Source organism: Nonomuraea sp. NPDC050691, from assembly GCF_040654455.1.
Lineage (GTDB): Bacteria > Actinomycetota > Actinomycetes > Streptosporangiales > Streptosporangiaceae > Nonomuraea.
Genome location: NZ_JBFAIA010000203.1, coordinates 1 through 14,232, shown reverse-complemented (window position 1 = coordinate 14,232; position 14,232 = coordinate 1). Strand labels below are relative to the sequence as shown.

16 protein-coding genes are annotated in these 14,232 nt (G+C 69.6%); 7 read left to right on the top strand and 9 right to left on the bottom strand.

From position 1 onward, the window contains the following. The coding region (locus AB0H81_RS39175) for a helix-turn-helix domain-containing protein (protein ID WP_358385677.1) at positions 1-345 on the top strand (345 nt) is incomplete at its 5' end. 69 nt (positions 346-414) lie between these two features. Here AB0H81_RS39175 and AB0H81_RS39170 read toward each other — a convergent pair. Beyond that, positions 415-1,320, bottom strand: a complete 906-nt coding sequence (locus AB0H81_RS39170; RefSeq protein ID WP_358385674.1) for a hypothetical protein — start codon at positions 1,318-1,320, stop codon at positions 415-417. 154 nt (positions 1,321-1,474) lie between these two features. Between AB0H81_RS39170 and AB0H81_RS39165 the strand changes: the two genes are divergently transcribed. After that, complete coding sequence (locus tag AB0H81_RS39165; RefSeq protein ID WP_358385671.1) at positions 1,475-1,798, top strand: hypothetical protein; 324 nt, start codon at positions 1,475-1,477, stop codon at positions 1,796-1,798. A gap of 43 nt (positions 1,799-1,841) precedes the next feature. Here the strand turns inward: AB0H81_RS39165 and AB0H81_RS39160 are convergent, their stop codons facing one another. The 5 genes from AB0H81_RS39160 to dapA all read right to left on the bottom strand — a co-directional run bounded on the left by AB0H81_RS39160 (position 1,842) and on the right by dapA (position 6,953). Continuing rightward, positions 1,842-2,969, bottom strand: a complete 1,128-nt coding sequence (locus tag AB0H81_RS39160; RefSeq protein WP_358385669.1) for an NADH:flavin oxidoreductase — start codon at positions 2,967-2,969, stop codon at positions 1,842-1,844. A 14-nt stretch (positions 2,970-2,983) separates the two neighbouring features. After that, positions 2,984-3,586, bottom strand: coding sequence for an urea carboxylase-associated family protein (locus AB0H81_RS39155; RefSeq protein ID WP_358385666.1), 603 nt, complete (start codon positions 3,584-3,586; stop codon positions 2,984-2,986). A gap of 61 nt (positions 3,587-3,647) precedes the next feature. Further along, the gene (locus AB0H81_RS39150) at positions 3,648-4,172 is read right to left on the bottom strand and encodes a GNAT family N-acetyltransferase (protein WP_358385663.1); all 525 of its coding nucleotides are present in this window, start codon (positions 4,170-4,172) and stop codon (positions 3,648-3,650) included. Between the two features lie 123 nt (positions 4,173-4,295). Further along, entirely contained in the window at positions 4,296-5,981 is a 1,686-nt protein-coding gene (locus tag AB0H81_RS39145; protein ID WP_358385661.1) for a ribonuclease J, read from the bottom strand. A 54-nt stretch (positions 5,982-6,035) separates the two neighbouring features. Next, entirely contained in the window at positions 6,036-6,953 is a 918-nt protein-coding gene (gene dapA, locus AB0H81_RS39140) for a 4-hydroxy-tetrahydrodipicolinate synthase (protein ID WP_358385658.1), read from the bottom strand. A gap of 405 nt (positions 6,954-7,358) precedes the next feature. Between dapA and AB0H81_RS39135 the strand changes: the two genes are divergently transcribed. The 4 genes from AB0H81_RS39135 to AB0H81_RS39120 all read left to right on the top strand — a co-directional run bounded on the left by AB0H81_RS39135 (position 7,359) and on the right by AB0H81_RS39120 (position 10,787). Beyond that, positions 7,359-8,078 carry a GntR family transcriptional regulator gene (locus tag AB0H81_RS39135; protein ID WP_358385655.1) on the top strand — a complete coding sequence of 240 codons (720 nt, stop codon included), beginning with the start codon at positions 7,359-7,361 and terminating at the stop codon, positions 8,076-8,078. 224 nt (positions 8,079-8,302) lie between these two features. Then, positions 8,303-8,998: a DNA repair protein RadC gene (gene radC, locus AB0H81_RS39130; protein WP_358385652.1), complete on the top strand. Its 696-nt coding sequence runs from the start codon at positions 8,303-8,305 to the stop codon at positions 8,996-8,998. 723 nt (positions 8,999-9,721) lie between these two features. Further along, positions 9,722-10,237 carry a winged helix-turn-helix domain-containing protein gene (locus AB0H81_RS39125; RefSeq protein ID WP_358385649.1) on the top strand — a complete coding sequence of 172 codons (516 nt, stop codon included), beginning with the start codon at positions 9,722-9,724 and terminating at the stop codon, positions 10,235-10,237. A gap of 37 nt (positions 10,238-10,274) precedes the next feature. Continuing rightward, positions 10,275-10,787, top strand: coding sequence for a winged helix-turn-helix domain-containing protein (locus AB0H81_RS39120; RefSeq protein WP_358385646.1), 513 nt, complete (start codon positions 10,275-10,277; stop codon positions 10,785-10,787). A gap of 95 nt (positions 10,788-10,882) precedes the next feature. Here the strand turns inward: AB0H81_RS39120 and AB0H81_RS39115 are convergent, their stop codons facing one another. The 3 genes from AB0H81_RS39115 to AB0H81_RS39105 all read right to left on the bottom strand — a co-directional run bounded on the left by AB0H81_RS39115 (position 10,883) and on the right by AB0H81_RS39105 (position 13,806). Next, the gene (locus AB0H81_RS39115) at positions 10,883-11,278 is read right to left on the bottom strand and encodes an ASCH domain-containing protein (RefSeq protein ID WP_358385644.1); all 396 of its coding nucleotides are present in this window, start codon (positions 11,276-11,278) and stop codon (positions 10,883-10,885) included. 514 nt (positions 11,279-11,792) lie between these two features. Further along, on the bottom strand, positions 11,793-12,815 hold the full coding sequence (locus AB0H81_RS39110; RefSeq protein ID WP_358385642.1) for a hypothetical protein: 1,023 nt from the start codon (positions 12,813-12,815) through the stop codon (positions 11,793-11,795). 43 nt (positions 12,816-12,858) lie between these two features. Then, a complete protein-coding gene (locus AB0H81_RS39105; RefSeq protein ID WP_358385639.1) occupies positions 12,859-13,806 on the bottom strand; it encodes a DMT family transporter in 948 nt (315 codons plus the stop codon). Here AB0H81_RS39105 and AB0H81_RS39100 point away from each other — a divergent pair. Continuing rightward, positions 13,805-14,232: winged helix-turn-helix domain-containing protein (locus tag AB0H81_RS39100; protein ID WP_358385637.1), on the top strand; the 428-nt coding region annotated here is incomplete at its 3' end. The two genes, AB0H81_RS39105 and AB0H81_RS39100, sit on opposite strands and share 2 nt — an antisense overlap.

The window sequence follows — 14,232 nt, the reverse complement described above, 5'->3', positions numbered from 1 at the left end:
CGCCGCACGCCCGGCGGCCCGGCCGTGCGCGGTTTCCGCGAGCTGGGCACGCACCGGCTGCTGCTCGGCCTGGTGGATCAGGCCACGCTGAGCGCCTTCGCGCACGACCTGCTCGCCCCGCTCCGCGCGCACGACGCGCAGCGCCGCAGCGACCTGGAGCCGACGCTGCGGGCGTTCCTCGACCATGACGGGCAGTGGGCGGCCACGGCGGCCGCCCTCCACGTCCACGCCAACACCCTGCGCAACCGGTTGGCCCGCGTCACCGAGCTGACCGGCCGGGACGTCGGACGCGTCGAGGACCTCGTGGACCTGTTCCTCGCCCTGACCATCGACGCCATGGAATGAGCCGCTTCTCAGCGGGCGGTTCGAGAGCTGCGGCCCCTTTCGTCGTTGAGGCTGGGTGAGGCGTGCTGCTCAGGCGGCTCGCCACCGAGCCATGGAGGCGCCCGACGTGGCTGAGCGAACGCGACTGCCACCGGCCACGGCCATGGACCAGGACGCCCGCCTGCTGCGTGCGCCAGAGGGCTCCTCGCTGTTCTCCGGAGAGTGAGCCGTCAATGAGGTCGTCCTCAGTTGGAGTGACGTAGCCGGTGGCGTGGACCTCGTCCGCTCCTGGACGCTTGACCAGGCCTTCCACGGAGAAGACATGTCCGGCGGGAGTGGGGAGGAACTCTTTGGTCCATCGGCCGCCGGACAGATGCCAGAGCTCTCGGCGATCACCCACAGCCCGTCCGGCGCCGCCGCTCTGAAGGTGCGGTGCATCGGCCCCCAGGTGCACGCCCACGACGAGCCGTTCCAGTGGATCGCCACCGGCCTGGCCCTGATGGCGTCATCCTCGTAGTTCTCGTTGTCCATGTCCCACCCGACGTTGCCCACCGCCCAGGTGTCGTCGCGGCCGTACGGGACGAGGTCGCTCAGCCACGACTGCGGCCTGCTGCCGAGCGCGCGCGTGCCCAGAGCAGGCAGCTTCGGCTTCCGCCACCCGGTGCCCTCCCAGCGCAGGACCGTTCGGTCGCCGGAAAGCGCCCACATGTCGTCGCCCTGGCCGAACGATGGTTTGCCCGGCTGCCGTACCCAGGCTCGGCCGTTCCAGCGCAGCACGAGGCCGTCCACCGTCGCCCACCCGCTCCGCGCTCCGACCGTGGACCAGTCAAGCTCCAGGGTGTCTTCGTCGGCGACGACGACGTCGTCCCACCGCCCGTGCTGCAAGGTACTGATGAACATCCGCCTCACCACGTCGTCCTCTCCCGGAGGAGCCGTCGTGCCGAAGGCCCAGACCCGCTGCGCCGAATCGGCGGCCAACGCGAGGATGTCGTCCACGAAGCCGGGGCCGATCGGATGCCGCTTGAAGGTGCTCCACTTTCCCTTGTGTCATCGGCGGATGTCGATCTCCTGCTCGAGGGAGTGGGGTGCCAGCCGGACCGTCCGAGCCCACACGGCACCGTCGCCGGCGACGTCGAAGTACCCGATCTGGTTGACCTTCTGGTCCACGTCGAGCAACCTCCAGCCCGATCGCCGCACCGGCACGGGCCGCATCTGGTCGGATTTCAACCCGGGCTGCGCACATGCCTTCGGTCTCGCCGGTATGGCCGGGAACGTTCTGAGCTCGGGACCGGTCTTCAGCTTCTCGAGCTTCCCGTACGTCGCCGGCGGGTTCGAGGCGGGGCCGGCGGTCGGTGACCCCGTGGGCTCCAGCTCCTGCCGCACAGGGGACCGCTCGGCGGTGGAGCAGCCGCAGACCAAGAGCACCATCGCCGCCGGCAACCGCTTCACCGTATTCATGCCCCCCGCAGGCTAGGACGATCTACACAAGCCATGCGACCATGGGCGTCGATCCGGGCTCAGACGGCGACGCCCGCCGTGGCCTGCCGCCATTGGCCGGCGTTGGCCAGTGTCGCCATGGGCTGCAGCATCATGTGGTCGAACGCCTCCAGCGGCCGACCGCCGGCCACGCGCCGCGGCAGGTCAGGGTTCGCCAGCGCGCCCCGGGCGATGGACACCAGGTCGGCGTGACCGTCCCGCAGCACCTGTGCGGCCTGCGACAGCTCGTGCATGCCGCCGTTCGCGATGACGGGCAGGCCCGTCGCCAGGCGGGCGAGCCCCGTGATGGTCGTCTCGCCGTCCAGCCGCGCCGTGTCGATCCAGTCGCGTCCCTCGCTGGCGATGTGCAGGTACGTCGCCCCGGCGTCGGCGAGCGCCGTGAAGATGACCCGGGCGTCGTACGCGCCGCCGGGCCAGCGGTAGACGAAGTCGTTGACCTTGGTCTGCGACAGCCGTATCCCCACACAGAACTCCGGGCCGACCTCGGCCCGGATCGCGGCGACCACCTCCGCGGCCAGCCGCACCCGGTTGGCGACCGGACCGCCGTAGGAGTCGTCACGGGTGTTGGTGTACGTGGTGAGGAACTGGTCCAGCAGGTAGCCGTTGGCCCCATGGACCTCGACGCCGTCGAATCCGGCGTCGCGGGCTCGTACGGCGGAGTCGGCGAAGCCTCGCACCGCGACGTCGATGTCGTCCTGGGTCATCGCCCTGGGCGTCGGCCACGGCCCGTGCCCGCCGTACTCGGCCATCTTCTCGCCCAGCGGCTGCACCTCCGACGGGCCCACCGTGTCGTCGCGGTGGCGGTTGCCCTGGGACAGCGCGCCGGCGTGCATGAGCTGCAGCACCACACGCGACCCGGCGGCGTGCACGCGCTCGGTGATGTCGCGCCAGGCCGCGGCGTGGACGTCCGACGCGATGCCGGGCTGGTTGAGGTAGCCCTGGCTGTGGAGGGTGTCGGTGTAGGTGCCCTCGGTGATGACCAGGCCGAAGCCGCCCTCGGCGTACGCCGCATAGTAGTCGGCCATCTCGGCGGTGGGCGTGCCGTCGGGAGCGGCCGAGACCCTGGACATCGGGGCGACCGCGAACCGGTTGGCCAGGTCGAGGCCGCCGAGCCGTACGGGCAGGAACGCGGGGTGTTCGATGGTCATGTCATTCTCCGTTCTCAGGTGAGGTCGATCGCGAGGCGGGTCGGATGGCCGCCGTTGATGCCCACCAGGTCCTGGGGGCAGGCGGAGAGCACGACCACGCAGTCCACGACCGCCCGGAAGGTGATCGCGTCGCCCGGGCGACTGGACGCGGGCAGCCAGCGCAGTTCGTCCCCCTCCACGGGGATGCGCATGAAGACGTTGACCGGCTGCGGCGTGGCGAGCGCGGTGAGGCCCAGCGCGGCGAGGCTCGCGCGGAGGTTCTCGGCGCAGGAGGGGTGACCCGGGTCCGCCCCCAGCCCGGCGTAGCGCGCGGGGTCGCATGCCGGGATCAGCATGTCGTGCCGGCCGGGCGAGGTGTCGGAGACCAGCGTGAGGATCGGCCGGCGGCGGTCGGTGACGAAGTCCTGCCCCACCGCCGGGAAGAGCCGGCTGGTGGCCGCGCGCGTGTGCCCGGCGCTGAGGTGCTCGCTCGGGTCGTCGGCGCGGAACGCGAACAGGTCGCCGACCTGGCCGCCGTCGAGATCGCTCACGCTGATCCGCTGCCCTGCGGCCACCCGCACCGCTCGCCCTGTGCGGGCCGGAACGATGGTCCGCCCTTCGGCGGTCGTGGTTTCCATGCCGGTAAGACAACCATCCACCGGCGGGCCCACACCATGGACACTCACACAGCGATCAGCCTCATGAGTGGAGGAACATCCACCCTAGGGGGGTACGGACCAGGACGCGGGTCGTGCTGCCGTCGTCCTCTTCGATGTCCCGGACGTGCCGGAAACCGATCTTTCGCAGCACGGCGAGGGAAACCAGGTTCTCGGCGGCCACGGTGGCGTAGACCTCCGTCAGTTCGAGGGTCTCGAAGCCGTACGCGACGATCGCCTCAGCCAGTTCGGTCCCCAGGCCGGAGCCCCAGGCCGCCGGCGCGAGGGCGTAGATGATCTCGTGCCCGCCGACGGTCTCGGTGGGCTTGATCTCGGCATGACCGACGTACGCCCCGTCCCGCCGGACGGCCCAGACGTCGAACCGGTTCTCGGCGTAGACCTTGGTGAAGACCCGCCCGAACAGCGCCCGGTCCTCCGCCTCAGGGGCGGGACCGTCCCCCATCCACCGCGACACGCTCTCGTCCTGGAACAGGGCGACGAAGCTCTCCTCGTCCTCGGGCACGTACGGCTCCAGGAGCAGGCGTTTCGTGTGCAGAGTCGGCGTCATGGCGGACGACGCTATCCACGCCGCTCCGGCCCGGGCAAACGACTTTCCCGGGCCGGCACGCCCGGTGACCGGTGGCCCGCCCCCTGGAGGGCGGGCGACCGTCACCGGACGGGCGAGCGGGTGTCAGACCTCCAGCACCACAGGGATGATCATCGGACGGCGGCGATAGGTGTCGCTCACCCAACGGCCGACCGTGCGCCTGACCACGCGCCTGATCTCCTGCATGTCGACCACCCCGTCGGCGGCCTTGGCCTCCAGGGCCTTCTCGATCTGCGGGATGAACTCGTCGAACTGCGCCGGGTCGATACCCGAGCCCCGGGCGTGGATCTCCGGCCCGGCGGTGAGCTTCCCGGTGGCCGAGTCGACCACGATCACCACCGAGATGAACCCCTCGTCGCCGAGGATCCTGCGATCCTTCAGCGAGGTGTCGGTGATCTCACCGACCGAGGAGCCGTCCACGTACACGTAACCGGCGTGAACGGCGCCGACGATCTTGGCGCGGCCGTCGACCAGGTCCACCACGACGCCGTCCTCGGCGATCACGATGTGATCCTCCGGCACGCCGGTGAGCTCCGCGAGCCGCGCGTGGGCCCGAAGGTGCCGCCACTCTCCATGAACGGGCATGAAGTTGGACGGACGCGTCAGGTTGAGCACGTACAGCAGCTCGCCGGCGGCGGCGTGCCCGGAGACGTGCACCTTGGCGTTGCCCTTGTGCACGACGCGGGCGCCCCAGCGGGTCAGCCCGTTGATCACCTTGTTGACCGCGGTCTCGTTCCCGGGCACCAGCGACGAGGCCAGCAGCACCGTGTCGCCCTCCGCTATGCGGATGGGGTGATCGCGGTTGGCCATCCGCGACAGCGCGGCCATGGGCTCGCCCTGGGACCCGGTGCAGACCAGCACCACGTCCTCCGGCGGCCAGGCCTCGATGTCGCGCGAGTCGACGATCAACCCCTGCGGCACCTTGAGGTAGCCGAGGTCGCGCGCCACCCCCATGTTGCGCACCATCGAGCGGCCGACGAGCGCCACCTTGCGGCCGTGCCGGGCGGCGGCGTCCATGACCTGCTGGATGCGGTGGACGTGCGAGGCGAAGCTGGCGACGATGACCCGCTGCTCGGAGGTGCGGATGACCTCGTCGATGACCGGCCCGATCTCCCGCTCGCTGGTGACGAACCCCGGCACCTCGGCGTTGGTCGAGTCGGACATCAGCAGGTCGACGCCCTCGGCCCCGAGCCGGGCGAACCCGCCCAGGTCGGTGAGCCGGCCGTCGCTCGGCAGCTGGTCCATCCGGAAGTCGCCGGTGTGCAGGACGATGCCCGCGGGCGTGCGGATGGCGACGGCCAGCGCGTCGGGAATCGAGTGGTTGACCGCGAAGAACTCGCACTCGAACGGCCCGAACGCGTGCCGCTCCCCTTCGACCACCTGAAGCTTGGTCGGCTGGATGCGGTGCTCGGTGAGCTTGGCCTCGATCAGGGCCAGGGTCAGCTTCGACCCGATGAGCGGGATGTTGCGCCGCTCGCGCAGAAGGTAGGGAACCGCCCCGATGTGGTCCTCGTGGGCGTGGGTCAGCACCACGGCCTCGACGTCGTCGAGCCGGTCCCTGATGTACTCGAAGTCGGGCAGGATCAGGTCGACGCCCGGCTGGTCCGGCTCGGGGAAGAGCACCCCGCAGTCGACGATCAGCAGGCGGCCTTCGTACTCGAAGACGGCCATGTTCCTGCCGATCTCACCCAGCCCGCCCAGCGCCACGATGCGCAGGCCGCCCTCGGCCAGCGCCGGTGGGGGGCCGAGCTCCGGATGGGGATGACTCATACCCGTGCCCCCTTGTTAACTCGTGTTCTCAAAACTCCCGGTTCCTCCCCGTTCTCAGGCGTCTGTCAACTTCACTCCACCCGCCACCAGGCAGGCGCGCAGCTCAGCGTTCTGCTTCTCCGTCTCGGCGACCAACGGCAGCCGTACGGGGCCGGCGGGCATGCCCACCATGCCCAGCGCGGCCTTGGCCATGATCGCGCCACCGGCGCTCATCATGATCCCCTCGACCACGGGCGCCACCTGACGGTGCACGGCGAGCGCCCCGGCGACGTCGCCGTTGCGGTACAGCTCGATCATGCGGGCCAGGTGCGCCCCGACCACGTGCCCCACGACGCTGACGAAACCCGCCGCGCCGACCGACAGCCACGGCAGGTTGAGCACGTCGTCGCCCGAGTAGTAGACGAGATCGGTCGCGGTCATGACCTGACTGCCGGCGAACAGGTCGCCCTTGGCGTCCTTCACGGCCACGACGCGTTCGTGCTGCGCGAGCCGGATCAGGGTCGTGGTCTGGATCGGCACACCACTGCGTCCAGGAATGTCATAGAGCATCACTGGCAGGTCCGTCGAATCGGCCACGGTGGCGAAATGACGATAGAGCCCCTCCTGCGGGGGCTTGTTGTAGTACGGCGTCACCACGAGCAGGCCGTGCGCACCGGTACGGGCCGCCGCCTTCGCCAGCTCGACACTGTGATGGGTGTCGTTCGTGCCGACCCCGGCCACCACGGTCGCCCGGTCCCCGACCGTTTCGAGGACGGCGCTGAGGATGCGCTCCTTCTCCTCGTCGGAGGTGGTGGGCGACTCTCCGGTCGTCCCGCTCACGATGAGGCCGTCGTTGCGCTGCTCGTCCACCAGGTAGGCGGCGAGCCGCCGCACGGCGGCATAGTCGACCGCGCCGTCGGCGGTGAACGGCGTGACCATGGCGGTCAGCATGCGGCCGAAGGGTGCGTCCGTGGTTCGAGTTGGCGCTGCCATAGTGCGAACGCTACCTGGATTCCCAAAACGCTTGGACGCCGCCACCCCGCTTCGCCCACCTCACAGGCCATCCAGGCCCCACTTTCGCGACATCCCAGGGCATTCACGGCTCGTACGGACGGCCGAGCGGCTCCGAGGGCGGCCGGCGCCGAGGCCCGTCAACAGGCCCCGCGCGAAGACGTCGGGGCGCCCCATGGGAAGAGGCCGCCGATATGTGCTCGGGGGTACACACATCGACGACCTCTACCGGAGAATCGCCGCGCCTTACACCAGCGTTACAAGGTTTCTCCGATAATTTTGCGCTGCCGCAAAGTTGGGGCTCCAAGGGTCGTCGATGACGGTCGGTTACCTGCCGACTACGGCAACATAGGGCAACGCCTCACCCGAACCCCCAGGGATGAACTAGTGGCCACCTCAGATCCGGTCTACCTGCGCGTCGTAGAGGACATTCGGCGGCAGATCAACGACGGCACCCTTCCACCGGGCGCACCCATCCCCTCACGGGCGCAGCTCACCCGGAAATACCAGGTCGGCGAGACCGCGGCCCGCCACGCGCTGCGCGTGCTGGTCACGGAGGGTCTCATCGTCGGCCGCGTGGGATCGGGCCATTACGTCAGGGAACGTCCGATCCTGATGCCCCTTCATCGGTGGCGTTTCCCGGACCACCCCACCCCGTTCGCCGCCGACCTGCAGACGCAGGGCCGCCGCGTGACGTGGGAGTGGCAGATCGACTCCACCGAGGCCACCCCCGAGATCGCCAGACGGCTGCGGCTGCCGCTGTCGGCCAAACTGACCCGGACGCGCTACCTCTACCGCGGGGAGGGGCGCCCGCTCCAGCTCGCGACCTCGTACGAACCCGTGGAGTTCGCCGCGCACCTGGACGAGGAGCGGCGCGGCGTGGTGGCCAGGATGTCCGCCCACGGCGTCAGGATCACCGAGATCCGGGAGACCGTGCACACCAGGGTGCCGCGCCCGGCCGAGGCGGACGCCCTGCAACTGCCGGCGGGCACGCACATCCTGCACGTCGAACGCACCCACTGGGCCGGCGAGCGCCCGATGGAGACCAGCGACATCGTGCTCCCGGGCGACCGGTTCCGCGTCACGTACAGCATGCCCGTCGGCTGACCCCGTCCCACGAAGGGCGCCCTGCACAGGCCGTTCACCGGAACGCTTCCTCCCCTGTGCGGGCAGACCGCCCACCGGACGGCGTCGACGGACCGCTGCCCCGCCGCTCGCGAGCCGGCACGAACTCCGCCCCGTCCCAGAACATCCGAGCCCCGGGAAGCCTGTGACCGAGCGATCGCTCGCCGTCACCCAAGCTTGTCGGTCCTCGTTGATACAACCATCCTGTGCGAGTCAAAGACCTGCCCACGCGGGAGCGCCCCCGGGAACGGCTCATGACGAGCGGGCCCGCGGCGCTCGCCGACCGTGAGCTGCTGGCCGTGCTGCTGGGCTCCGGCTTCCGCGGGACGAGCGCGATGGACCTGGCCTCCCAGGTGATCGAGCACTGCGGCGATCTCGACGGGCTGGCCCGCTCCGAGCCGCATCGGTTACTGGCCGTGCGTGGCGTGGGCCCGGCCAAGGCGGCGCGGGTCGCGGCGGCCTTCCACCTCGTACGCCGGGCGCAGGCCGATCCCGAACGCCCGAGGGTCGCGAGCACGTCCGACCTGGCCGCGGTCGCGGCTCCCCTGCTCCGGGGGCTCTCACGCGAGCGGCTGGTCGTGGTGGTGTGCGACCCGCGAGGGGCTGTCCTGCGCCGGATGATCCTCACGGAGGGCGGCGCCGACCACACGGCCGTGCCGGTACGGGAGATCATCACGACGGTCCTGACCTCGGGCGGCGCCGCGTTCGGCGTGGCCCACAACCATCCGAGCGGTTCACTCGACCCGAGCGACGACGACCTCACGGCCACGGCTCGGCTGGCGGCCGCCGCGGCCACCGTGGGCCTCCGCTTCCTCGACCACCTCATCATCACGGACACGGCTTGGAAACGCGTCCCGTCGTTCGAAGGCTCGGCCCTCGAAGCCGCCACACCACCCCCTTAACCCGCAGGCCACCCGAAAAGCCATGATCCCGCTGAAAGCGCGGAACGCCAGCGTCGGCGCGAAAGCGCGTGCCATCCTTTTCGCGCGGGTCGGCCGTGGCAGAGGTTCCAGGCCGGCGCCCGCCGCGACGCGGTCCCGGGCCACCCGGAAAGCACCGGGACCGCGTCCCTCCCTACAAAAACCCGTAGTCCCCTCGCAGACCCCAGGGGAGCGATCCGGGGCCTGCGAGGGAACGACTCCAACCATCCCGCGGCAGTCGGGACGGTCAGGAGAGACGAGATCCTCGCGAACGTGGTGAGTGAGCAGTTACACGCTCGCGAGGAGACTCCAGGAAGATCAGACTCGCGAAAAGATCAACATATTTTCCCCGTATGCATCTGGCGCCACAGAAGATTCGCCTTTATCGCGACCATTCGGGGAGATGTCTGCATGATCCTCCGTCGTCCCACCTTGTTGATCTTCCGAACGAACCGGAGGCCGCCGGCCTGGCACAGTTCATAAACCACATGCCGGCAGGCACAGGCGTACTCGCACACCCGCACTCGTTCAGCCCAATCCACCTCCGGTTCCCACTCGATATCCATGATCGCCCCCGAGAGCCACGCCAGCTGACAGCCGCGGCAGAACTCCAAATCCGAGGACATGCATGGGACTATAGCTCAGACGTATTACTAGGTCTAGCTCGTATCTATAGGTTCAGGTGAACGTCCCCTTTGTGCTTCGATGTACGATTTCGTCTATGATCCCTACGTGCTCGATCGCGACGGACCCGTACCGATCTACAAGCAGGTCGCCGACCTGATCCGCGAGCAGATCGAACGCGGTGACCTGAAAGCCGGCGACCCCGTGCCCAGCGAGGCGAAGCTGGAACGGGACTACGAGATCGCCCGCACCACCGCCAGGCGGGTCGCCCGGGAACTGCGCGAGCAGGGGATGGCGTACACCATCCAGGGTGAGGGCACGTTCGTCGGACCGCCGAGCAGTCCGAGGGCGGCACGGAAGGTGCCGCTGTACCAGAAGATCGCGGAAGAGATCGCCGAGCGGATCCGGCAGGGCGACTTCCCGCCGAACCGCGCGATCCCCGGCGAGAAGGCGATGATGAGCGAGTACGGCATCGCCAAAGTCACCGCTCGCCAAGTGGTGGCTCATTTAAGGGACCAGGGCTGGGTCTTTACCGTCCCCTATCGGGGCACATTCGTCAGCAATCCCGACGAGTGGCCGGACGAACACTCGAAGTAGTCCCCTAAGGTCACGGCAACCTCGTACGCTGAGCACCGTGATCGACCCTGGGGGTGACACTCACCTCTACCTGCAGATCAGCGCCATTCTCCGCGCACGGATCCTCACCGAGCTCCGGCCCGGCTCGCCTGTTCCCAGCGAAGCGGAGATCCAACGGGAGTTCGGCGTGGCGCGGACGACCGCGCGGCGGGCGATAGGCGCTCTTCGCGCCGAAGGTCTCGTGCACTCGGTGCAGGGCCAAGGTACGTTCGTGGGGCCGCGGAAGGATCCGGCTTGTGACGCTCCAAGGACGCACCAATACCGACGGATAGCGCACGACATCAGCAAGCGCATCACTGCCGGCGAACTGGCCCCCAGACGTCCCATTCCCGGCGAGATGGCCTTGGTACAGCAGTACGGGGTAGCGCGGGAAACCGTGCGGCGAGCGATGGCGCTCCTCCGCGAACAGGGATGGATCTACACGGTTCCACAGCGGGGGAGCTACGTCTGCCCGAGGGAGTCGTGGCCGGTCGGGCCGGATGACTCCACCGAGAGCACGTCAGGGCCCTGACAGGCGGCAGGTCTGAGGCGGTTCGAGTTCATCCGGTGCGACTACCCACTGTAGACAGCGCCGCCCGCGGCGGGCCGCCCCTCCCCTAGGGAGGATCAATCGGCGACGCGGTAGTGGACGCAGACGACCTTCGACGAGTCGTCCACCTCGTAGCCCTCGCCGGCCCAGTAGCGGCGGTGGCCCTCGCGCCAGTGCTCGACCGAGCGGAAGCCCTCGCCCTCCGCCTGGGCGAACTCCCAGGTGACCTCACCGAAGGGCACCACCTGGACGTCCACGACCTCCACCTCCGCAGTCTTGGCGCCCGTGTCGTCCACGAGCGCCAGGCGCTCGCCGACCTGCTCCAGCGGCTCGTCCTCCGCGTGGTAGTCGAGCTCCAGCAGACCGGCCGTGGCCGTCTTCTCCCCGGCCAGGGTGAGATCCGTCAGGCGCCGGCGCATCTCGCCCGGCGTGCCCAGCTCCAGTACGCGCAGTCCGTCAATCTGTCCCCACATGAGAGTTGATCGTAGACCGGTCAGAACGCCGGGATGATGTGTTCCCCACCACGGCGTTCCGCCTGCCTGCTGCCACGTCACCCCTCCGCAGGCGAAGATCGTGCGCCACTGGTGTGTCCAGACTCCCTCGATATGTCGAAATGCACCTCCCGCGGCCAGTTCGGCGCGAGGGATACGGTCTCCTGCGAGAAACCTGGTCAAACGCTGGGATGGCGGACGGCCACCACGGAGCCCGCCTCCGACGATACGCATCAGCTGGACAACGTGTCACCGAGGAACCCCGCCTGAGCCTCGGGCGTTTCCTGCATGTCACCTCTCGACATAAGGAAAACGATGCTGAACATAGGCCTCCCGGAACTCATCCAGCTGCTGGTGATCGTCGCCGTGGTGGTCATCGTCGTCCGGCTGGTGACCCGCCGCCGAAAGTAGACACGACAGGGCTGTGCTCATCGGACCACGTCACCCAACACGTGATACGACCCCGTGACCACATCGATGATCACGGGGCCGCTGCTCAGAACACCGGGATGATGTCCTCCGGGTCGATGAAGTCGACCTCCACGCCCTCCAGGTCGAGCTCCGGGATGGCCGGGAAGTCGATGCCCCACCGTTCCACGATGGCCCGGACGCGGGCCATCGCCACCCGCCAGTTCTCCGCCTGCTGCTCGTACGACAGCACCCCGAGTCCCGCCTCCCGGGCGTGGTCCATCAGGACGCGGTGGTTGGCGAGGAAGTACGGGGGCAGGTCCCAGAAGCCCTCGGGCGGCTCCCAGAGGATCATGGACAGGAACACGAACCCGGCCCGGAGCTGGCGCGTGATGAGGGTGCGCGTGTCATCGGTGAGGCCCGGCCACTCGTTCTCCAGGATGGTCATGCAGATCTGCAGGTGCCGGGACTCGTCGCGGCCGATGCGGTGGAACATCTCGCCGAACACCGGATGCCTGGTCTCCGACGCCATCCCCCTGAACAGGGTGGACGCGGCCATCTCGCCCATCATGAAGCTGGTGAACAGCACGGGCAGGCTGTACTTGCCGACGGCGCTGCTGTAGCCGTTCCAGTAGCGGCCGCCGTTGTGGTACAGCCAGCCGATGTTGTTGTGGGCCGCGCGTTCGAGGTCGTCGGACGGGGTCCAGTCGAGGGGGCCGCCGGGCCAGAGCTTGGCGATCGTGCGCTGGCAGCACTCCTCGTGGTTCATCTCGTCACGGGTGATGGAGAAGAAGCACTTCCTGACCGGGTCCTCTTCGTGTTTCTCGAACGCCTGGATGGTGGCCCGGGCGAACACCGCCGGGCCCGAGGCGTCGAAGTTCGCCAGCACGGCGAACCAGTACATGATGCCGAGCCGCTGCTCGCGGGTGAAGTCGGCCGGGTCGAGGCCGTCCCAGGGCAGGTCGGCGGGGTTCCAGACCATGCGCTTGGACTTCTCGTAGATGGCCGCGAGCTTGGCGGTCTCGACCCGCCACTCCATCGGGTAAATGTTCGGCTGCGGGATCTCCGGGGCAGGCCAGAAGCCGCCCTCCGGGATCGTGAGGTCCGCCATGTGACACCTCCATCCATCATCCTGTGCGGAGGCGTCACATCTTTCAAGCCTCTGGAAGGTCCGATCGGGTACGGGTGCGCTGCGTCACCGCCACGCACACCAGAACGGCCACCGCCCCCAGCACCGTCGCCGTGCCGAACCGTTCCCCCAGGAGGAACCACGCCCACACCAGCGTGAGCAGCGGCTGCGTGAGCTGCGTCTGCCCGGCTCGGGCGATCCCGCCTCTGGCCAGGCCGGCGTACCAGGGGATGAAGCCGAGGAACATCGACACCGCCCCCACGTACGCGAACCCGGCGAGCGCCTCGGCGGACGGGTGGACCGGGGTCGTCACGGCCAGCACGGCGGTCAGGGGCGCGGTGAGCGGGAGGGAAAGGACGAGCGCGTACGAGATGACCTGCCAGCCGGGCGTCTCGCGGGAGAGGCGCCCGCCCTCGGTGTAGCCGACGGCGGCCGACAGGAGGGCTCCGACCAGCAGCAGGTCGGCCCACGCGCCAGCCAGGCCGGAGCCGTGGCGGGTGAAGGTGAACGCGGTGATGGCGGCGGCGCCGGCGGCGCAGGCGGCCCAGAACAGCGGCCGGGGACGCTCGCCGGCGCGCAGCACGGCGCAGGCGGCCGTGGCGGCCGGGAGCAGGCCGATCACGACGGCCGAGTGCGCGGTGGTCGCCCCGAGGTCCAGGGCGAGGCCGCTGAAGACGGGGAATCCGAACACGACCCCGAGGGAGATCAGCGCGTACGCGCCCCAGTGGCGCCGGGGCGGGATCAGCGGAAGCCGGGCGGCTCGCAGGCAGACGAGCGCGATCACGGCGGCGACGACGGCCCGGCCGACGGCGACGAGCCACGGGTCGAAGCCGCGCATCGCGAACACCGTGGCCGGGAAGGAGCCGGAGAAGGCCAGCACGCCGAGCAAGGCGAGCCCTGTCCCGCCACCCTTGCGGGTGACCGGGAGGACCGCTACCGGCGGCCGGACGATAGCGCTATTCTGCTCTCTCATGGACAACGATAGCAGTATCGCCCAGATCGCCGCGATGCTGCGCGAGGAGGCCGCCCGGCTGCGGCCCGGCGACCGGCTGCCCTCCAGCCGTGAGGTCATGCGGCGGCACAACGTGAGCCCCGTGACCGTGTCCCGGGCCCTGGGCAAGCTGGCCGCCGAGGGCGTGGTGGTCACCCGGCCGGGCAGCGGCGCGTTCGTCGCCCACCGGACCGAGCGGCCGGCCTCCGCGCCCGACCTGTCCTGGCAGACCGTCGCGCTGGGCGACCGGGTGGTGGACGAGTCGGCCGTCGTCGCCCTGCTGAGCGCGCCGCCCGAGGGCGTGGTGCCGCTGACCGGCGGCTATCCGCACCCGGGGCTGCGCCCGGACCGGCAGCTCGCCGCCGCCGCGTCGCGGGCGGTGCGCCGGCCCGACGCCTGGGCGATGCC

Bases quoted from the DNA above. Each gene is read 5' to 3' on its own strand.
- AB0H81_RS39145 (WP_358385661.1), bottom strand. From the start codon at position 5,981: ATGAGTCATCCCCATCCGGAGCTCGGCCCCCCACCGGCGCTGGCCGAG.
- AB0H81_RS39105 (WP_358385639.1), bottom strand. From the start codon at position 13,806: ATGAGAGAGCAGAATAGCGCTATCGTCCGGCCGCCGGTAGCGGTCCTC.
- AB0H81_RS39150 (WP_358385663.1), bottom strand. From the start codon at position 4,172: ATGACGCCGACTCTGCACACGAAACGCCTGCTCCTGGAGCCGTACGTG.
- AB0H81_RS39110 (WP_358385642.1), bottom strand. From the start codon at position 12,815: ATGGCGGACCTCACGATCCCGGAGGGCGGCTTCTGGCCTGCCCCGGAG.
- AB0H81_RS39115 (WP_358385644.1), bottom strand. From the start codon at position 11,278: ATGTGGGGACAGATTGACGGACTGCGCGTACTGGAGCTGGGCACGCCG.
- dapA (WP_358385658.1), bottom strand. From the start codon at position 6,953: ATGGCAGCGCCAACTCGAACCACGGACGCACCCTTCGGCCGCATGCTG.
- AB0H81_RS39155 (WP_358385666.1), bottom strand. From the start codon at position 3,586: ATGGAAACCACGACCGCCGAAGGGCGGACCATCGTTCCGGCCCGCACA.
- AB0H81_RS39125 (WP_358385649.1), top strand. From the start codon at position 9,722: ATGTACGATTTCGTCTATGATCCCTACGTGCTCGATCGCGACGGACCC.
- AB0H81_RS39160 (WP_358385669.1), bottom strand. From the start codon at position 2,969: ATGACCATCGAACACCCCGCGTTCCTGCCCGTACGGCTCGGCGGCCTC.